Source organism: Pedobacter sp. ASV28 (genome assembly GCF_016428855.1).
Taxonomy (GTDB): Bacteria; Bacteroidota; Bacteroidia; order Sphingobacteriales; family Sphingobacteriaceae; genus Pedobacter.
Genome location: NZ_JAELTN010000019.1, coordinates 39,337 through 54,484 on the forward strand (window position 1 = coordinate 39,337; position 15,148 = coordinate 54,484).

A 15,148-nucleotide genomic window follows, 5' to 3' on the forward strand; every position below is an offset into this window, starting at 1 on the left:
GTTTTAGTTTGTCGTATTATTTAGCCACCAATATATCCAAAGGATAACGTTGATGGGGTTTTGTTTTCAGTTCGATTGTCTTTTTACCATACTTGATCTTGGTGCTATTGCCTTTGTTCGATAAGATTTCTGCATGGATGAGTTGGCCATTCTTCCATACGATATCCAACTCAAAGCCTCCTCTCGCTACCAGGCCTTTAATTTTCCCCTCTTGCCATGTAGAAGGTAAGGCAGGCAACAGTTCTATGTAGCCATTGTGGCTTTGAAGCAATGCTTCGGCAATGCCTGCCGTAGCGCCAAAATTTCCGTCAATTTGAAATGGCGGATGGGTATCGAGCAGGTTATCCAATGTAGATTTGGCCAGTAGTGCATTTACATTTTCGCCCACTTTGTCACCATCAAATAAACGGGCATAGAAATTAATGATCCAGGCCCTGCTCCATCCGGTATGTCCACCGCCATTGGCCAACCGCCTTTCGAGTGTTTTTCTGGCGGCCTCAAACAAAGCTGGTTTTGCGGGTGTAATGGTATAGCCCGGATATAGTCCAAGTAAGTGAGAGATATGTCTATGGCCAGGCTCTGCTTCTTCATAATCTTCTATCCATTCTTGTATGGTGCCTGTTCTCTTGCTGATCTGTATGGGCGGAAGCTTTTTTGAGATCTCATTTAATTGCTGAACGAATTTGGTATCTGTATGAAGAACTTTTGCCGCTTCGCTACAGGCTTTAAATAGATCCATGACCAATTCGATGTCAATGGTTGGTGCATAGGTTAGCTGATCTTTTTTTCCATTGGCCATTATAAAAGTATTTTCAGGCGACATAGAGGGTGCAGTGACCCAATAGCCATTTTTGTCTTTGATGAGAAAGGACTGTACAAATTCTGCCGCCTCTTTCATAATGGGATAAGCTTCGTTTTTTAGATAGGCCGTATCGGCAGTAAATAAATAATGGTCCCATAAATTTAGGCATAACCATGCTGCAGATAATGGAGAAGTTGACCAATGTATGCCCGAATGGATGGCCCCTTTTCCAAATACATCGGTAGCATGATGGATGGTCCAGCCTTTGGCACCATAATATTCTTTTGCCGTATTTCTACCGGGTATACGCTGTTGATCTACAAAGTTAACATAAGGGGCAAAAGCAATGGAAGTATTGGTAAGGTCGGTAGGCCAATAATTCATCTGTATGTTAATGTTGGTATGGTAATCGGCATTCCAAGGGGCTATATAATGGTCATTCCAAATACCCTGAAGGTTGGCTGGAAGTACGCCCGGCGCCCTGGAAGAAGCCAGCATGAGGTACCTTCCAAACTGGAAATAAAGAGGGATAAGGCTTAGGTCTGCCTTTCCTTTTTTAAATAGGGCTAAGCGTTCGTTGGTTGGTAAATTGGTGTCTTCTTGTTTCCCCAAGCTAAATGACATTTTATGGAACAGTGGCTGGTATTCTTCAAGGTGACGGTTAAGCAGGGTTTTGAAATCCTTTTCACCTGCCTTTTGGATGATATCCTCGCAAGTCTGCTGCGGATTGATACGTCTATCGAAATCTAACTTTTTCAAATTATAATCTGTGGCTGCTGTTATGATGATGGTCACCTCATTGGCCTTGCTTACCATAATCCCATTATGGGCTGCTTCAGTCTTTCCTCCATTGGCCATTACCCTTACCATGGCCTTAAATTTCATATGAAGGCCACCTGGTCCTGTGTCGCTATTGGGTAGATCCATGACCTGCCCACTCATGAGTAAGGTACGTTGATCAATGGCATTTGTACTGGCATCAAACGCTCTGTTAAGTTGAAGTTTAAAAGTAAGGCTTTGGGCTTGATCGGCTTCCAAGTGGATAACGATTGCGTTATCGGGAGCTGAAACAAAGGTTTCACGTTTAAATTTAATGCCATTTGACTGAAATTCTATCTTGGCAATGCCTGTAGAAAGGTCTAAGCTTCTTTCATAATTTCGTATACTGCCCTGATCGATAAAACTTAATTTAAGGTTGCCCAAGGTTTGGTAAGAACCAAAATTGGCCGGTGTGGCCAATAAATATTGATCTGCCAAGGCATGTGCCTCGTTGTTCCTGCCCTCTAAAAGCAGTTGTTGGATCTGTTTGATGTTGGCCGATGCTTGTGGGTTATTGTTGTTGAACTTGCTGCCACTCCATAAGCTTTCTTCGTTGAGCTGGATGTTTTCTGCCAAGGGGTCTCCATAAACCATGGCGCCTAATCGGCCATTGCCGAGCGGCAGGGCGTCATTCCATTGGCTCGCTGGTTTTTTGAACCATATTTTTAAAGGTTCTTGTGCACGGAGGTTTACTGCAAAAAATAGCAGTAAAAAAAATAATCTGAATTTCATGGTGTAGGTGTTTGTTTTATGAGCTATAAATATAATTGTAAAAGTCTAAAAACCTTATACTATTGTCATCATTGGAAAGAAAAGTGCCATTCATTAAAAAAACATACCTATAATTTAAAAAGATGTTTTTAGTCGAAAAATGGACGCAAAATATTAATTTTCAATGATTTATTATCGCTTTTTTTGTTGGTGTATTTACCCGAAAAAGCTTGTCTGCTGGGCTCCTATTCAAGTAATTTTATCTTTTTTTTCAAATAATTGGGTAAATTCATTTTAATGGCTATATTTGCACCTCCTTAAACAAAAGGAATGATTCCGTAGCTCAGCTGGTAGAGCATTACACTTTTAATGTAGTGGTCCTGGGTTCGAATCCCAGCGGGATCACAGAAGATAGTATTAAAACTACGTAAAAGCTTGCAAATCAAATGATTGCAAGCTTTTTTGTTTTACCGGAAACACCAAAATATGCACCAATTCTCATATAAAAAGTGAGCGATTTGGTGAGTAGTTTTAGAAAAGTTCACAACTCACCGAATAAGTTATAACTAATTGTATTACAACTAGTTCATTAACTGTACATCTTGTAAACGTCATTCTGCAAAGCTAATTTTACATCGCTAATTAATTGTTTTTAATGGCGATGTAGCTCTTGCCCGAAAATCGGGCTCGGGTTGTTCACTCTTAATGTTCACATTATGAAAACTAATTTTAGCCTGCTCTTCTACATGAAGAAGCAAAAGAACTACACCAAGGGCGTTGCCCCTATCTACATCCGCATCACCGTTAACGGAAAGAGAGCAGAATGTACAACTGGCAGGTCATGCGAACCAGACCGCTGGAACTGCAAATCTGGAAGGTCTATCGGCACAAAAGAAGATTCCAGATCACTTAATTCATTTTTAGACCAACTGCAAAATATGGTCTATGATGCACATGGCGAACTTCTCAAATCTGGTTATGTAATTACCGCTGAATCCATCAAAAACAAGTTTATGGGCAGGGAAGAAAAATCATTAACTCTTCTACAGGCAATTACCGAGCATAACCAAAAGGTAGAAGCCCTTGTGGGAAAGGAATTTGTACAGGGAACACTCAACAGGTACAAGGTACTTAAAAAGCACTTGGAGATTTTTTTGCCATTCAAATATAATGTTAAGGACATCGACATGCGGAATGTTGATATCGCATTTCTTAATGAGTTCGATTACTATCTAAGGTCTGAGAAATCATGTGCCAACAACTACACGGTAAAAATGATCAAGAACCTCGGAAAGATCATCAACATCAGCTTTGAAAATGGACATATACAGGCAAATCCCTTCGCCTGTTACAAGGGGAGATCAAAAAAGGTAGACCGATATTTTCTCAACCAAGAGGAAATACAGATCATTGCCGATAAAAAATTCGTTTCTGAAAGGCTGGACATCATCAGGGATGTATTTCTTTTCTGCTGTTTTACTGGGCTTGCCTATGCAGATGTACAAAAATTAGAGATTTCCCACGTTAACAAAGGCATCGATGGCGAACAATGGATCATCAAGAACCGCCAAAAAACCAATATCAGATCTGCCATACCACTATTGCCCTCAGCTGTTACCATCATTAACAAATACAAAAACCATCCAGTATGTATGAACAAGGGCTTGGTATTTCCAGTTCCAAGTAACCAAAAAATGAACGAATATCTAAAGGAGATAGAGGAACGATGCGAAATTGGCAAGAAACTGACCTCGCATATCGCCCGCCATACCTTTGCCACAACGATAACGCTGTTGAACGGCGTGCCCATTGAAAGCGTATCGCAGATGCTCGGACATACCAATATCCGAACAACACAGCATTATGCCAAGATACTTGATATTAAGGTCGGTGCAGATATGGCGCTGTTGAAAAGTAAATTGGCAGTTATTTAAAATCTGGAAAAATGAGTGGTGAAACTAATGGATTATTAGTCCCTGATGAGATAGTAATGAATAAAATCTATCATATCAGGGGTATGAAAGTGATGGTTGATAAAGATCTTGCGGAACTATATGAGGTACAAACAAGCAATCTGAATAAAGCAGTCGGCAGAAATTTAAAGCGCTTTCCCGATGAAGACTTTATGTTCCAATTAACGGAGGACGAATTTAAAAACTTGATATTCCAAAATGGAATATCAAGTTGGGGCGGAACACGAAAATCGCCCCGAGTATTTACTGAACAAGGCGTGGCTATGCTTTCTGGCATACTTAAGAGTGACAGGGCTATAGCAGTGAACATTCAGATTATGCGCATATTTACACGTATCCGTCAAATGGATAACACAGAAATTCGTTTAGAGATTGAAAAGATAAAGAACAAGCTAGATAACCAGGACAAGAACATGGAAATCGTGTTCAAGTATCTTGATGAACTGCTTGAAAAACAGGAACGTCCAAATCCTCCCAGAAAACGCATTGGATATAAACCCGATGATCTTTAAACATTCACGTTAAATCTTAAGGTGCCAAATTAGCACCTTAAGATTTGTTTATTTGAAGTGTACATTAATTGCAAAAGTTGCACAATTAGAAAATCCGCACTCGTTTTAAATTGTTGGATGACACTGATTAATGACTAAATACTTTCAAAGTCCTGATACGTTTTATTGTTGTCTAAAAATACATCTACTATTTCAATATCCATTTTTCTATGAAAATTGAACAGGTAGTATTTGGTATAATCTTCTAGTCTCAGTTCAAAACATCCTGACATATTCCTTTCATAGATAATGTTAATCCCTTTTTTTCCTCACGCAGTACTTTCACATTTATTTTTTTACCAATGTACAAGAACTGGTTTATGTCCGAAATTATTTCATCTGAAATGGCGTCAATATGAATTACAGCTTTTTTCTGACGACTTTCAAGGGTTACGAAGGCAGTCTTCAAGTTTTTATGAATACCGGTAACTTCACCTCTTAATATTTCGGTTTTATTATTGATTGGTGATGCAGCTTTAACAAGACTTTCTTTAACCTTGTTCAAGGAATCAATAGATTTTAAATCCAAATTAGGACTGAATTTTTGAGGTGAATAGGCTTTTTTAAATGATGTATTAGATTTTGATTGATTTAAAATTTGCTTAAATTGATTTTTCCAATGATCATCTAAATTTGTGATAGAATAATTGCAAATTTCCTCAACTAAATCATTCTTTTTCATCAATAATGCTAAATCCGCTAAATGCCTTAATCCTGTTGCACCATTTGTTTTTTTCCCTTTGTCAATAAAATTATGTTTTTGGAATTTCTCAAATAATGGCAAACCTGTCTTTTCAATAAATGAAATTACCCTTTGCTTAATATCCTTTTGAGAATCAGAAAGTAATTCAAACGATTTTGTTAGAGCTCTTGCACCACCTTGGCCTATAATCTGGTCAACTAATTGCTTTTTCTTCCTTGTAATTAACAACCCCATAAAATCCAATTCATCTTCCATCTTTAATGGGGTATGGCTTAATTTCTTATTTAGTACCTGTTCAATCATATCGATAGATTTATGTATCATATCGTTTTCATAACAAAATAATGAATATGTTTTGATGTAAGGCAAATATCCTTTAAATGTCTGCTCATAGCTTTGATATTCCTCATACGCAGTATTCGGACTACCTAAATTTATTCTATAGTAGTTAGCAAGTTCAAATAGTGCTTGATATCTTGTTTCAATCGGGGAATCTTCCTTGTTTAATATTTGCCTAAAACCGCTTTTTATTTCTGCTTCAGACCTTTCTAAGACTTTATTCGTTCTTGCAGCATTTAATAAAGAATCGTACAAATTTTCCTTTCCTGAAATTTGTTCTATACGTTGATTAATATTTCCCTTATTAAAATCTTTTGTATCCTTTTTGTCAGTAAATGAGGTAATCATCCCTTTTAGGATATCTTTATCCCAAACCTTAAACCGTTCACCATCCAATAATTCTATAATTCTTAATTTTTCTAATTCTTGAATCGCTTTATTAAATCTATCCTCATTTTTCTCTGGCCATATTAGTGAATATTTAACCTTTGAGATTGTTGAAATTAAATCCTCGTCAAATGTCATTTTTCCCATAACCAAATACACTTCTTGAGCATCTTTATTCAGGTAATCATAAAATCTGCCATAGAAGAAGTCATTTAATTCATCAGATGGCGATTTAATGAAATGTTCTATGGTTTTGTGTATTGTTCCGAAAGAATTAAATATGAACTCAAATTGGAGTATTCTTAAAGGTCGTCCAAGCGTGATGATTTTTAGTTTTCTTTTTAGTTCAGGATCATTCAACTCCTTTTCAATCTCAGTAATTTTATTAGATGGAGTGCTGGAGGAGGCAAATATTTTCTTTAAGAAATTTACAGTTTCCTGTTCATTTAATTCGTTAAAACTAATATCTGCACCACCCACTCTAACTGTAGAACGTGTTGTAATAATTACTTTATGGTGGTGAGGGTCAAGGTTATTAATGAAGTCATTTATTTTGAGTTTGTCCTCACTGCCAAATGTTTCAAAGTCATCAATAATGATTAGCATTTTTCCATAATCAAAATCAATGATTTTATTTTCGTTGAATTCTGCGGAATCATTATCGTTCAGGACAATGTTAATTTCTTTTACTAATTCTTCGAAAGATTTTATTCTTTCGTCATCTCCAATCGTTTCAATTTTGTCTTTGTAAACATTATAGAATCTGTCCTTGTTAGTAAGGAATATTATAAAGTTAAAATGTTTTGTGTCGCTGTTTTTTAATTCTTCAATAATGTTTTGAATTGTCGCTGTTTTACCAACTCCACCGTGCCCCCAAAGGTTTGCACAAACGGAACTTTTTGAAGGTGTGCCAGTTAAAAATTCGTAAACTTTATTTTTATTTTCACCCAATTCTATATAAGTATGTTGGTTGTAATTCGGTGTAAAGATGTTTACGATTGTATTGTTTTTGCTTATTGAAACCTTTTTGCTTTTTGCTTGATAATAATTAGAAAAAAACGGCCATTCTTTAATTGGCTTATTAGTTTTGAAAATTTGATTATACCTTATAGCACCAGTGAGTTTTTGTTCAACACATTTAAACAAATAAATATCGCTATCATTTTCAATGTGAATAAATGGGGTAAGGCGAAAAAAGTCTGGATTAAGTTGTCCAGCCTTTAAGTAGTAACCATAAACTTCGCCAACTTCAAAATCGTAACTACGTAAATCGCCACTCCACAAACTAATAGTACCATTTGGCTCATATTTTTTGCCTTTTACTGAGTTTCCTTCTATTCTTAAAGGACAAACAAAATAAATATCTGAATTTGTGAAATTTGGGTTTGCGTTTAGAAACTCGGCATAAATAGTATTTAATTCTGCAATATATTCGTCTAAAAAATCATCATATGTAAAGCCGTGTCCTGTAGTGTCAATTCGAAATGCATTATATTTTCTTAAAAGTTCAATTGCATTTTTACTTACAATCGTGTTTTCATTATCTAATTTCTCAATAATGTATAAAATTGACCCGAGAGTGGGCTTGATTAAAATTTTTAATATTTCTTCCTTAATTGATGAATGGCTTAATTTTTTATCTACCAAATATGAAAGCATTAATATGAAGAGGTATTCACATCTGACACGATAGTTTTCTTTTAAATCTGACGATTCATTATTTAAAAATTCTTGGTTCTGAATTTCTGTATTAATTTTATTTAATATAAAGTTCATTTTGTTTAATTTATTTCGTTTTCAAAAAAGATATTAGTTACGCAATTACCCTAAAGGTTAAGTTCAATCTTTCGCCTATTTTAGTTGCAGTTTTTGGGACTTGGTGTTGCCAAAATTGCTGTGTACTGCCCTGCATTAATAAAAAAGTCCCGTGTTTTAGCTCAAGTTCAAATTTGTCTTTGTGGTCGTCAATTCTTCTCAATTGAAATCTTCGTGTAGCTCCAAAATTTATCGACCCAATAACTGGATTTTCACCCAGCTCCTTTTCTGAGTCTGTATGCCAACCTACATAGTCCTGGCCGTCTCGATATCGGTTCAATAGTACACTCGTAAATTTAACTTTAGCTTCCACTTCAATTTTCTCTTTTATCTGTAGAAGTTCGTCGGTCCAGGGTAATGGATTAAGCCTTATTCCTGAATAGGTATAAGGCTTATTATTGTCTCCATACCATGCCGAAAGGCGTGGTAAAGGCAATTCCTTTCCATACATTACTATTTTATCCTGTTTCCACTCTATAGTTTCCAAAAGTATTTTAAAAATTTCATCGCTTTCTGCTTTATCGTAAAATGCAGGACGGTAAAGCAATTCAGCATCTTGCAATTTAATTATCGGGCTCGAGGTTTCCATTGTTAGCCCGAATAAATCCGCTTGAATATTGTTGTTCATATGTTGTAAATTTAATTATTTATAGGTTAGTTTTGAAAATGTATTCTACTCTTGAAATTGATTTTGCAATCTTTTTCATTGCACTTGGTCGAAAAACATCGGTTACAATAGAGTTGCTCTTTGATGACAATAGATTTGACTGATTAAACATTTTGTAAAATGTTTGTAATCGGATTTCATTTATTGGACTTACGCAAACAAAATAATTCAAGCCAGCAAAATTACTCGTTACATTTTTAAATATTTGATTCAGGTTTAATGAGTTTATATCAAGCACATTTGAAAAAAGGTGAATCTTGATTTTACAACTTGACTGACAACGTTGTATAGAAAGACTGGTATCAGCCTTTTCATTTATTAAAAATGTTTGAGGTTTTTGCTTCCTTTGATAGATAGCATCAATATGCTCTAATCCTCTTTGTAACGCCATTGTGGATGGCTCGATTAAAGTGAATTTGGACAAATTAAGATTGATGTTGTTATTCTTGATGAAGTCTATTAGAACACAAGATGCGAAAGCCTGTCCGCAACCCCAGTCTATGATTTCAGCTGATTTGTTGTTAAAATCCTCTTTGCCAAACAATGAAGTAAAGGCAAGGTTAAGTTTGTGTTGATGCATATCTGCATATGAAGCCAAATAGGTATTAAGTTGTTCGGCTGTTTGCAAAATGGCTATACCGTTTCCAAGTTGGTTATAATATTTTGAATATCCATCAACTGGAAATTGTTGGATATTAAACTCACAAATTGCTTTGAAAGTTGGGTTTACTGCAATTGCAGATTTTAAATTGTTCGCGTAGTTGTTGCTCATGTTTTTATATTTTGATTTAAATATTAATTTAATGACACAAAGATGGAACCGATGTGTTCAGTCAAACTGAACTTATAAATTTCTATTTTTTATGCTTTTTAAATTACTTTTTTGATTACGCCGCAAACAAACACTACATTTGTTCAGTCTAACTGAACAAATGTGTCGATAAATAAAAAAGCATTAACACGCTATCTTGCTTATGATAGGTGTCTAAGGAATAAAGGAGCCAGATACACTTGGCAACGATTAATAGATGAAGCCAACAAATCTTTATTAGAAGAGGGTTTGGAAGGAATTGGGAAAACTCAATTTTATGCAGATATGAAGTATATGGAATTGTCGGAATGGAAAGCTCCAATTGAAAAATACAAAGATGGGAGAACGGTGTATTTCAAATATTCCGATTCGGCATATTCTATAAATAACCAACCTTTAAACGAAACAGAGGCAAAGCAATTAAAGTCTGCTCTGCAAGTATTATCAAGGTTCAAGGGTATTCCGCAATTTGAGTTTATCAATGAAATAATTCCAGCCATTGAAACTAAACTTGGTTTAGTAACACTTGAGAGAGAAGTTATGTCATTTGATAATAACTTGGATTATGAAGGTTCAAAATTCATTACGCCATTATTTAATGCTATTGTAAACAAACGGTCATTAACCGTTGAATATCAAGACTTCAAAAGTCCCTTACCATATACTATTGCCTTTCATCCTTATTATTTGAAACAATACAATAATCGTTGGTTCATCTTCGGTTATAATGAGTTTACAAAAAATGAACACTGGAATATGGCATTAGATAGGATTAAGACTATTGAGGAAACCAAAGCCAAGTACATTGAAACTGAGGTCGATTGGGAGGACTATTTTTACGATTTTATTGGCGTTACTAAAAAAGTTGATTATGAATTACAAACTGTCAAGTTGTGGTTTTCGCCAAGTCAAGCTCCATATGTCTTAACGAAACCAATACATCCAACGCAAAAAAGTAAAAACACGGAAGATGGTCTTGAAGTTACAATTAACGTAGTCCCCAATTATGAGTTAGAAAAGTTAATTTTGTCGTTTGGGGAAACTGTCAAAGTATTAAGTCCAGAGTCTTTTGAGAAAACAATTTTGGATCGGATTAATAAGACTACTCTTTTGTATTAATAGTGTGGTGGGCAAAAATAAATGTGTTTTTTTTTGGATCGCTTATATGAAGGAAAAAACACCTTTATAATTTTGCTAAGCATGGACATTTTGTAGTCCAATATCAACACAAATGTTAATGGTTGCACGGCTTTATCCTACAATGGGATATATATGCAAATCATAAAAATTTAAATGTTTAAAAGTTATATTAGAGCTCTATTCATTTTCAGAAATCCAATTTGGCACCTTGAAATTAACCTACTTATTAACGAGCAAACCACTCCAATCTTTTTGGTAAACCACCGCTCCTGAACACGATCCATTTTCAAGACAAGGCTTTGCAGAAAAAAATACCTCGCAAGCGCAGCGAGCAGGGATGATTTTTTTCTAGCAAACCCGAAGGGCTTGGCCTTGTCGAAAATGGATGGTTCAGAAATTTGTGCAACAAAAAAATTGAGTGGTAATCACCAGTCATTCCCGAACTTCTTTATTCTTTTCTGTAAACACAAAACAAAGGTTCAGCATCTCTATAAGACTGTTAGAGAAAAAAATCATATCCTTCAGTTCTTCTCCATCGGGAGATTCCGAGGCTAGATAAATCCAGCCTTCATAAAGTCTCCAAAGCTTCTCCCTTGATTCGTGCAGTGGATGGTTCACGAAAAAATAGTTCATTCCCGAAATGGGATTATCGATATCGCTTTCACGGATATCGGCAGGTTGATAATTCAGCACCTTCTTTATCTTGTCCATAATAGTGTATTATTTGTTTATAAATCTGTAGTTATCCCTAAGCTTGCCAACAAATTCCCTGCAATAATCTTCATAATGGGTCTTTACCATCAGCAGTTGAAAATTGCTCTTACTAAAAAAAGCGATCAGTTCGCATTCCGTTACCGAGCTTAAGAGAAAGTACCTTTTTGGATCGCCTGAAGCAGTAATAAAAAAAGCAGTATCAAAAAACTGCGATACCTCATGCATTTTTCCACCCACTACAAAACGCAGTTCAAGCTTGAAATAATCGCCCTTGTCCTTCCAAAGGAAACAGATTTCTGGAACTTCGTTACTGATGATACAAGGCTTCATATCCTGTTTGGATGGCTTTCCCTTAATGTTCCGCATCCCATAGGTAAAACGGTAATGTACATAGAGCCTACCTGCCAATATCGGGAGAGCCTGATGCCAAAGTCCAAGTAATCTGGCAAAGTTTTCCCTGTTTGCTGTTCTTTTTTCGTCTATTACATCCTCTTCGTCCCCATATTATGGGTATTTTACAAGAGCTATTTTTCTCATTTCGATGCAGATATTAATAAGTTTATCTTGAATGGGATCAACCTGTACATCTGTAAGATTGCCATAGCCTAATACATACTTACTGAATCCCTTTACAAAAGTCCTGTTGTTGTCCAGAATGCCTGTATAGGGAACAAGAAAGGGAAAGTGGTTGGTATGCCACCTCTCGGTACTCGTGTCTGCAAGACAGAAGCCCAGTATTTTCTGAGTATCTTTGGGCGGAATTTCGTTGAAGATTGCAACGGCTTGCTTCGTTCCCTGTATTTTATCCCCTATGGAGGGAAGAGTCTGTTCAGGCTTATAAAGTCCTTTGTAGCGGACTTTTGGAAAAACAACAAGGCTACCCTTGTACATTCTGATCATCAGATACTTGCTTTCCTCTTTTTCATCGAAGAAACCTGGCCAATAGTAATCCTCAAAATCTGTTTCTTCATAGATCGACATCATGTCGTACAGCGCAAAATAGGCATATCGGCTCAAGTAGCTGTCCGTGGTATCAACAGATACCTTTTATCATTTAAACCGATAACAAGTTTATTTTTTGGCCCGCTCAGTGTGGAAAAAGTGACCAAATAATTATAAAAGAGGTTTTCTATGGTACATATGCTAGGCATTTATGTTTTATGGGTTCAATCAATATAAAGCGATATTATACTTACTTAATATACTATTTGGATTGCAGCATTGATGCATTACTACCCATCCTCATAGAGAATAATATGCTTACATTAGGGTTATAAAGTGCTAAACAATAGTAAGCAATGGACGAACAAATTATTATTAATACCAATGCCGCAGGTAAAAATCTTTACGAAACTACAAACGAGACCTATGGATTTTATCAAGAACGCCTAGATAGTTTAAACAGATGGATTGCTGATCTAGATATATACGAGAGCTTAGATTTAAAATATCAAACCGGTCAGAATTTCCAGACATTGAAAGGCCTTTACAGTCTTGATGCCTTAGTAACCATCGCCTCAGTTGATTTATCTATTACCACTACAGAGCTCTACTTAACGAAAAATAGGCTCAAACAGATATTTTACATGAAACAAGTGTATTTAATAGTTTATGAAGCTTATGATACTTATAATAGCAAAAAGCAATTTTTAAGGTCTCTTATAAATATCTCTCAGCCAGAATTAGCTCAAGAGTTCAATGCCATTGCTCTATTAGAACGAAATTTCATTAAAGACTTTAAGTTAAATACGCTGATAAAGAACGTTAGACACAAAGTCGCGGGTCATATTAATAAGGATTTTCGACTATGGTATGATACTGTAACATCCTTAGACCCACAATATACCGCAGATATGGCTATCGCATTTCTTAAAGCGTTTATGCCTTTACAACAATTGACAATGAAGCTGTCTGGAATAGAACATGACAAATTTTTAAAATACAGTGCAGAAAGTAATAAGGCTGCTAATAAAATAATAGATAAAATCGAAAATTTGATGATTGACGTTAATTCTAGGCAACCTGAAGAGTTAAAACTGAATCTTGATATACAGGCAGCTCGTGATTTATTGAAATAGTAATTTTAAGATTGTTTTTTTGTTGCAAATGCCCTTTCAGGTTGATGAGTCAATTCGTCTTGTACTTCTTCTTTCTCTTTTTTCAGATTTTCCATAATATCCACTCTTCTTTTGAAAACGTCCTTTTCAGTAATTTCACGTTTACTAATAGCGTCAAGTAACTTGATTTTTTCGTCAATGATTTCCAGGGTAATATATTTTTCAAAAGCAAGCACGTCGTTTTCAGAGTTATCTGCAAGCGTAAACATCCGGTAGACAGGTTTTAGCAATGAATCTTTGTATGCTTTCCATTTACTAAAAGCAGAAGAATATATATCCTTGAATTTTTCTAGGGTTTTTGTGTCAACATACCTATGCATTTCGTGGGTAAACCCATGACGATATTCCGTTTTAAGGATAAGTAGTGTGCCTAAAACACGAATAAAGAGTTCTTTAAAACTATGGTTTAGATTCTGCTCTTCATCCTCAATAGGATTCGACAACTGAGTTTTTAGGAAATTCGTACATTCTTTTGCCGTAATACTTAAATCAACAAATGAATTACAATCAGGATTATGTATAAACTGGTTTCTGATCTCCATGAACTTAATCATAAATTTGTAATCCTCTGCTTTTAAATCGTCGATGTCTGATAGCAAATCAATTTTACTTTTAAAGGAAAGGCTGCTTGATTTATTGTCAAGAGTTTTAGAAGATGGTTTGATAGTCCTTAGAAGCATCTTCAAAGCACTTGACGCAGCTTCTTCACATCTAATGGAACAGATTAAGATGGTACTACGTAAATCTTTATTATAATCCTTTGCCATAGTGTTATCAAGTCATTAAAAACGCCTTCTTCATTTTGGCAATAAAGCTTTCTCTACTAAATTGCCTTAGGTTATCTTTCAAACGTTTCCTCCGATCAGCCCTATTCAGTTGTGGGTAGTGATTTTTTGTTTGACCAACTAAACGCTTAAAAGTTTCTTGCTTGTTGATAGTGGTGCCTTTGTAGTTTTTTTCAATATAATATTCAAATATTCCCTTACAATGCAAATAGATGTACTTCTTTCGGTTTCCATTTTCAACTAGCCGTTCAAGAGCCTTATCCCAACTTTGTTCAGTTAAAAGACTATCATAAAATTCACCGAAATCCTCCATGATATCACCAGCTCCAATTTTCTCTCTAGGGCCAATGTATCCCCAGTAAGGGGCAGGAATACCGATATCAATCATTTTCCAGATACTGCTACCCCAACATGTAGCTAATGTTACTATTAGTTGATTTTTAGTCTTAACGTTTATTAATCTGCAATATTCTTGTAGTTCCTTCCAGACAACAAAATCGCCATTTTTTAAACCAAGGCCATGTTCTGATCCGTGGATTTCAAAATGTAAAATTGGGAGCAGATCATCATTAAGAACATTGTCGCAAATGATATTTAGCACCTCTATTAATTCATTTTTAGATGAAGGATTATAAAAATATTTGCCATGCCCATTCTGGTCACAGCGCCTTGCTATTATGTCATCATACAATATTGTACCTGTTTGCTTTTCATCATCAGGTAGCGATTGGATAACCACTATTCCATTATATTTTAGCCTAAAGGCTGGTGCGTCCTCTTTCATAGTTAGCTATAAATATACTCAACTTCATAC

General features: G+C 35.5%; 13 protein-coding genes and 1 tRNA gene. 5 read left to right on the forward strand and 9 right to left on the reverse strand.

Going from position 1 to position 15,148, the window contains the following annotated elements; translation table 11 throughout:
* Positions 1–16: 16 nt before the first annotated feature.
* On the reverse strand, positions 17–2,353 hold the full coding sequence (locus JHD79_RS09050) for a glycoside hydrolase N-terminal domain-containing protein (RefSeq protein ID WP_199118907.1): 2,337 nt from the start codon (positions 2,351–2,353) through the stop codon (positions 17–19).
* Positions 2,354–2,664: 311 nt separating this feature from the next.
* On the opposite strand from JHD79_RS09050, the gene JHD79_RS09055 reads away from it, so the two are divergent.
* From JHD79_RS09055 to JHD79_RS09065, 3 genes are all read left to right on the forward strand, one after another.
* Positions 2,665–2,737: transfer RNA gene (locus tag JHD79_RS09055), tRNA-Lys, on the forward strand.
* A 311-nt stretch (positions 2,738–3,048) separates the two neighbouring features.
* The gene (locus tag JHD79_RS09060; protein WP_199118908.1) at positions 3,049–4,266 is read left to right on the forward strand and encodes a site-specific integrase; all 1,218 of its coding nucleotides are present in this window, start codon (positions 3,049–3,051) and stop codon (positions 4,264–4,266) included.
* Between the two features lie 56 nt (positions 4,267–4,322).
* A complete protein-coding gene (locus JHD79_RS09065; RefSeq protein ID WP_199118909.1) occupies positions 4,323–4,817 on the forward strand; it encodes an ORF6N domain-containing protein in 495 nt (164 codons plus the stop codon).
* Between the two features lie 250 nt (positions 4,818–5,067).
* On the opposite strand, the gene JHD79_RS09070 is transcribed toward JHD79_RS09065, so the two are convergent.
* Genes JHD79_RS09070 through JHD79_RS09080 form a run of 3 tightly spaced genes read right to left on the reverse strand, consistent with a single transcriptional unit; the run spans position 5,068 to position 9,539 of the window.
* A complete protein-coding gene (locus JHD79_RS09070; protein WP_199118910.1) occupies positions 5,068–8,061 on the reverse strand; it encodes a S1 RNA-binding domain-containing protein in 2,994 nt (997 codons plus the stop codon).
* Between the two features lie 37 nt (positions 8,062–8,098).
* The gene (locus tag JHD79_RS09075) at positions 8,099–8,728 is read right to left on the reverse strand and encodes an alpha-ketoglutarate-dependent dioxygenase AlkB (protein ID WP_199118911.1); all 630 of its coding nucleotides are present in this window, start codon (positions 8,726–8,728) and stop codon (positions 8,099–8,101) included.
* Between the two features lie 19 nt (positions 8,729–8,747).
* Positions 8,748–9,539, reverse strand: a complete 792-nt coding sequence (locus tag JHD79_RS09080; RefSeq protein ID WP_199118912.1) for a hypothetical protein — start codon at positions 9,537–9,539, stop codon at positions 8,748–8,750.
* Positions 9,540–9,701: 162 nt separating this feature from the next.
* On the opposite strand from JHD79_RS09080, the gene JHD79_RS23135 reads away from it, so the two are divergent.
* Positions 9,702–10,697, forward strand: coding sequence for a WYL domain-containing protein (locus JHD79_RS23135; RefSeq protein WP_199118913.1), 996 nt, complete (start codon positions 9,702–9,704; stop codon positions 10,695–10,697).
* Positions 10,698–11,150: 453 nt separating this feature from the next.
* Here the strand turns inward: JHD79_RS23135 and JHD79_RS09090 are convergent, their stop codons facing one another.
* The 3 genes from JHD79_RS09090 to JHD79_RS09100 form a co-directional block, all read right to left on the reverse strand.
* The gene (locus tag JHD79_RS09090) at positions 11,151–11,429 is read right to left on the reverse strand and encodes a hypothetical protein (RefSeq protein WP_199118914.1); all 279 of its coding nucleotides are present in this window, start codon (positions 11,427–11,429) and stop codon (positions 11,151–11,153) included.
* Between the two features lie 9 nt (positions 11,430–11,438).
* Positions 11,439–11,798: a hypothetical protein gene (locus tag JHD79_RS09095; protein WP_199118915.1), complete on the reverse strand. Its 360-nt coding sequence runs from the start codon at positions 11,796–11,798 to the stop codon at positions 11,439–11,441.
* Between the two features lie 138 nt (positions 11,799–11,936).
* Positions 11,937–12,416: a hypothetical protein gene (locus tag JHD79_RS09100; RefSeq protein WP_199118916.1), complete on the reverse strand. Its 480-nt coding sequence runs from the start codon at positions 12,414–12,416 to the stop codon at positions 11,937–11,939.
* Between the two features lie 314 nt (positions 12,417–12,730).
* Here JHD79_RS09100 and JHD79_RS09105 point away from each other — a divergent pair, with 314 nt between their 5' ends.
* Positions 12,731–13,510, forward strand: a complete 780-nt coding sequence (locus tag JHD79_RS09105; protein WP_199118917.1) for a hypothetical protein — start codon at positions 12,731–12,733, stop codon at positions 13,508–13,510.
* Positions 13,511–13,515: 5 nt separating this feature from the next.
* Here JHD79_RS09105 and JHD79_RS09110 read toward each other — a convergent pair whose 3' ends face one another.
* Entirely contained in the window at positions 13,516–14,316 is an 801-nt protein-coding gene (locus JHD79_RS09110) for a hypothetical protein (RefSeq protein WP_199118918.1), read from the reverse strand.
* 7 nt (positions 14,317–14,323) lie between these two features.
* Entirely contained in the window at positions 14,324–15,118 is a 795-nt protein-coding gene (locus JHD79_RS09115; RefSeq protein ID WP_199118919.1) for a hypothetical protein, read from the reverse strand.
* Positions 15,119–15,148: the final 30 nt, after the last annotated feature.

Bases quoted from the DNA above. Each gene is read 5' to 3' on its own strand.
- JHD79_RS09050 (WP_199118907.1), bottom strand. From the start codon at position 2,353: ATGAAATTCAGATTATTTTTTTTACTGCTATTTTTTGCAGTAAACCTC.
- JHD79_RS09060 (WP_199118908.1), top strand. From the start codon at position 3,049: ATGAAAACTAATTTTAGCCTGCTCTTCTACATGAAGAAGCAAAAGAAC.
- JHD79_RS09065 (WP_199118909.1), top strand. From the start codon at position 4,323: ATGAATAAAATCTATCATATCAGGGGTATGAAAGTGATGGTTGATAAA.
- JHD79_RS09070 (WP_199118910.1), bottom strand. From the start codon at position 8,061: ATGAACTTTATATTAAATAAAATTAATACAGAAATTCAGAACCAAGAA.
- JHD79_RS09075 (WP_199118911.1), bottom strand. From the start codon at position 8,728: ATGAACAACAATATTCAAGCGGATTTATTCGGGCTAACAATGGAAACC.
- JHD79_RS09080 (WP_199118912.1), bottom strand. From the start codon at position 9,539: ATGAGCAACAACTACGCGAACAATTTAAAATCTGCAATTGCAGTAAAC.
- JHD79_RS09090 (WP_199118914.1), bottom strand. From the start codon at position 11,429: ATGGACAAGATAAAGAAGGTGCTGAATTATCAACCTGCCGATATCCGT.
- JHD79_RS09095 (WP_199118915.1), bottom strand. From the start codon at position 11,798: ATGCGGAACATTAAGGGAAAGCCATCCAAACAGGATATGAAGCCTTGT.
- JHD79_RS09100 (WP_199118916.1), bottom strand. From the start codon at position 12,416: ATGATGTCGATCTATGAAGAAACAGATTTTGAGGATTACTATTGGCCA.
- JHD79_RS09105 (WP_199118917.1), top strand. From the start codon at position 12,731: ATGGACGAACAAATTATTATTAATACCAATGCCGCAGGTAAAAATCTT.
- JHD79_RS09110 (WP_199118918.1), bottom strand. From the start codon at position 14,316: ATGGCAAAGGATTATAATAAAGATTTACGTAGTACCATCTTAATCTGT.
- JHD79_RS09115 (WP_199118919.1), bottom strand. From the start codon at position 15,118: ATGAAAGAGGACGCACCAGCCTTTAGGCTAAAATATAATGGAATAGTG.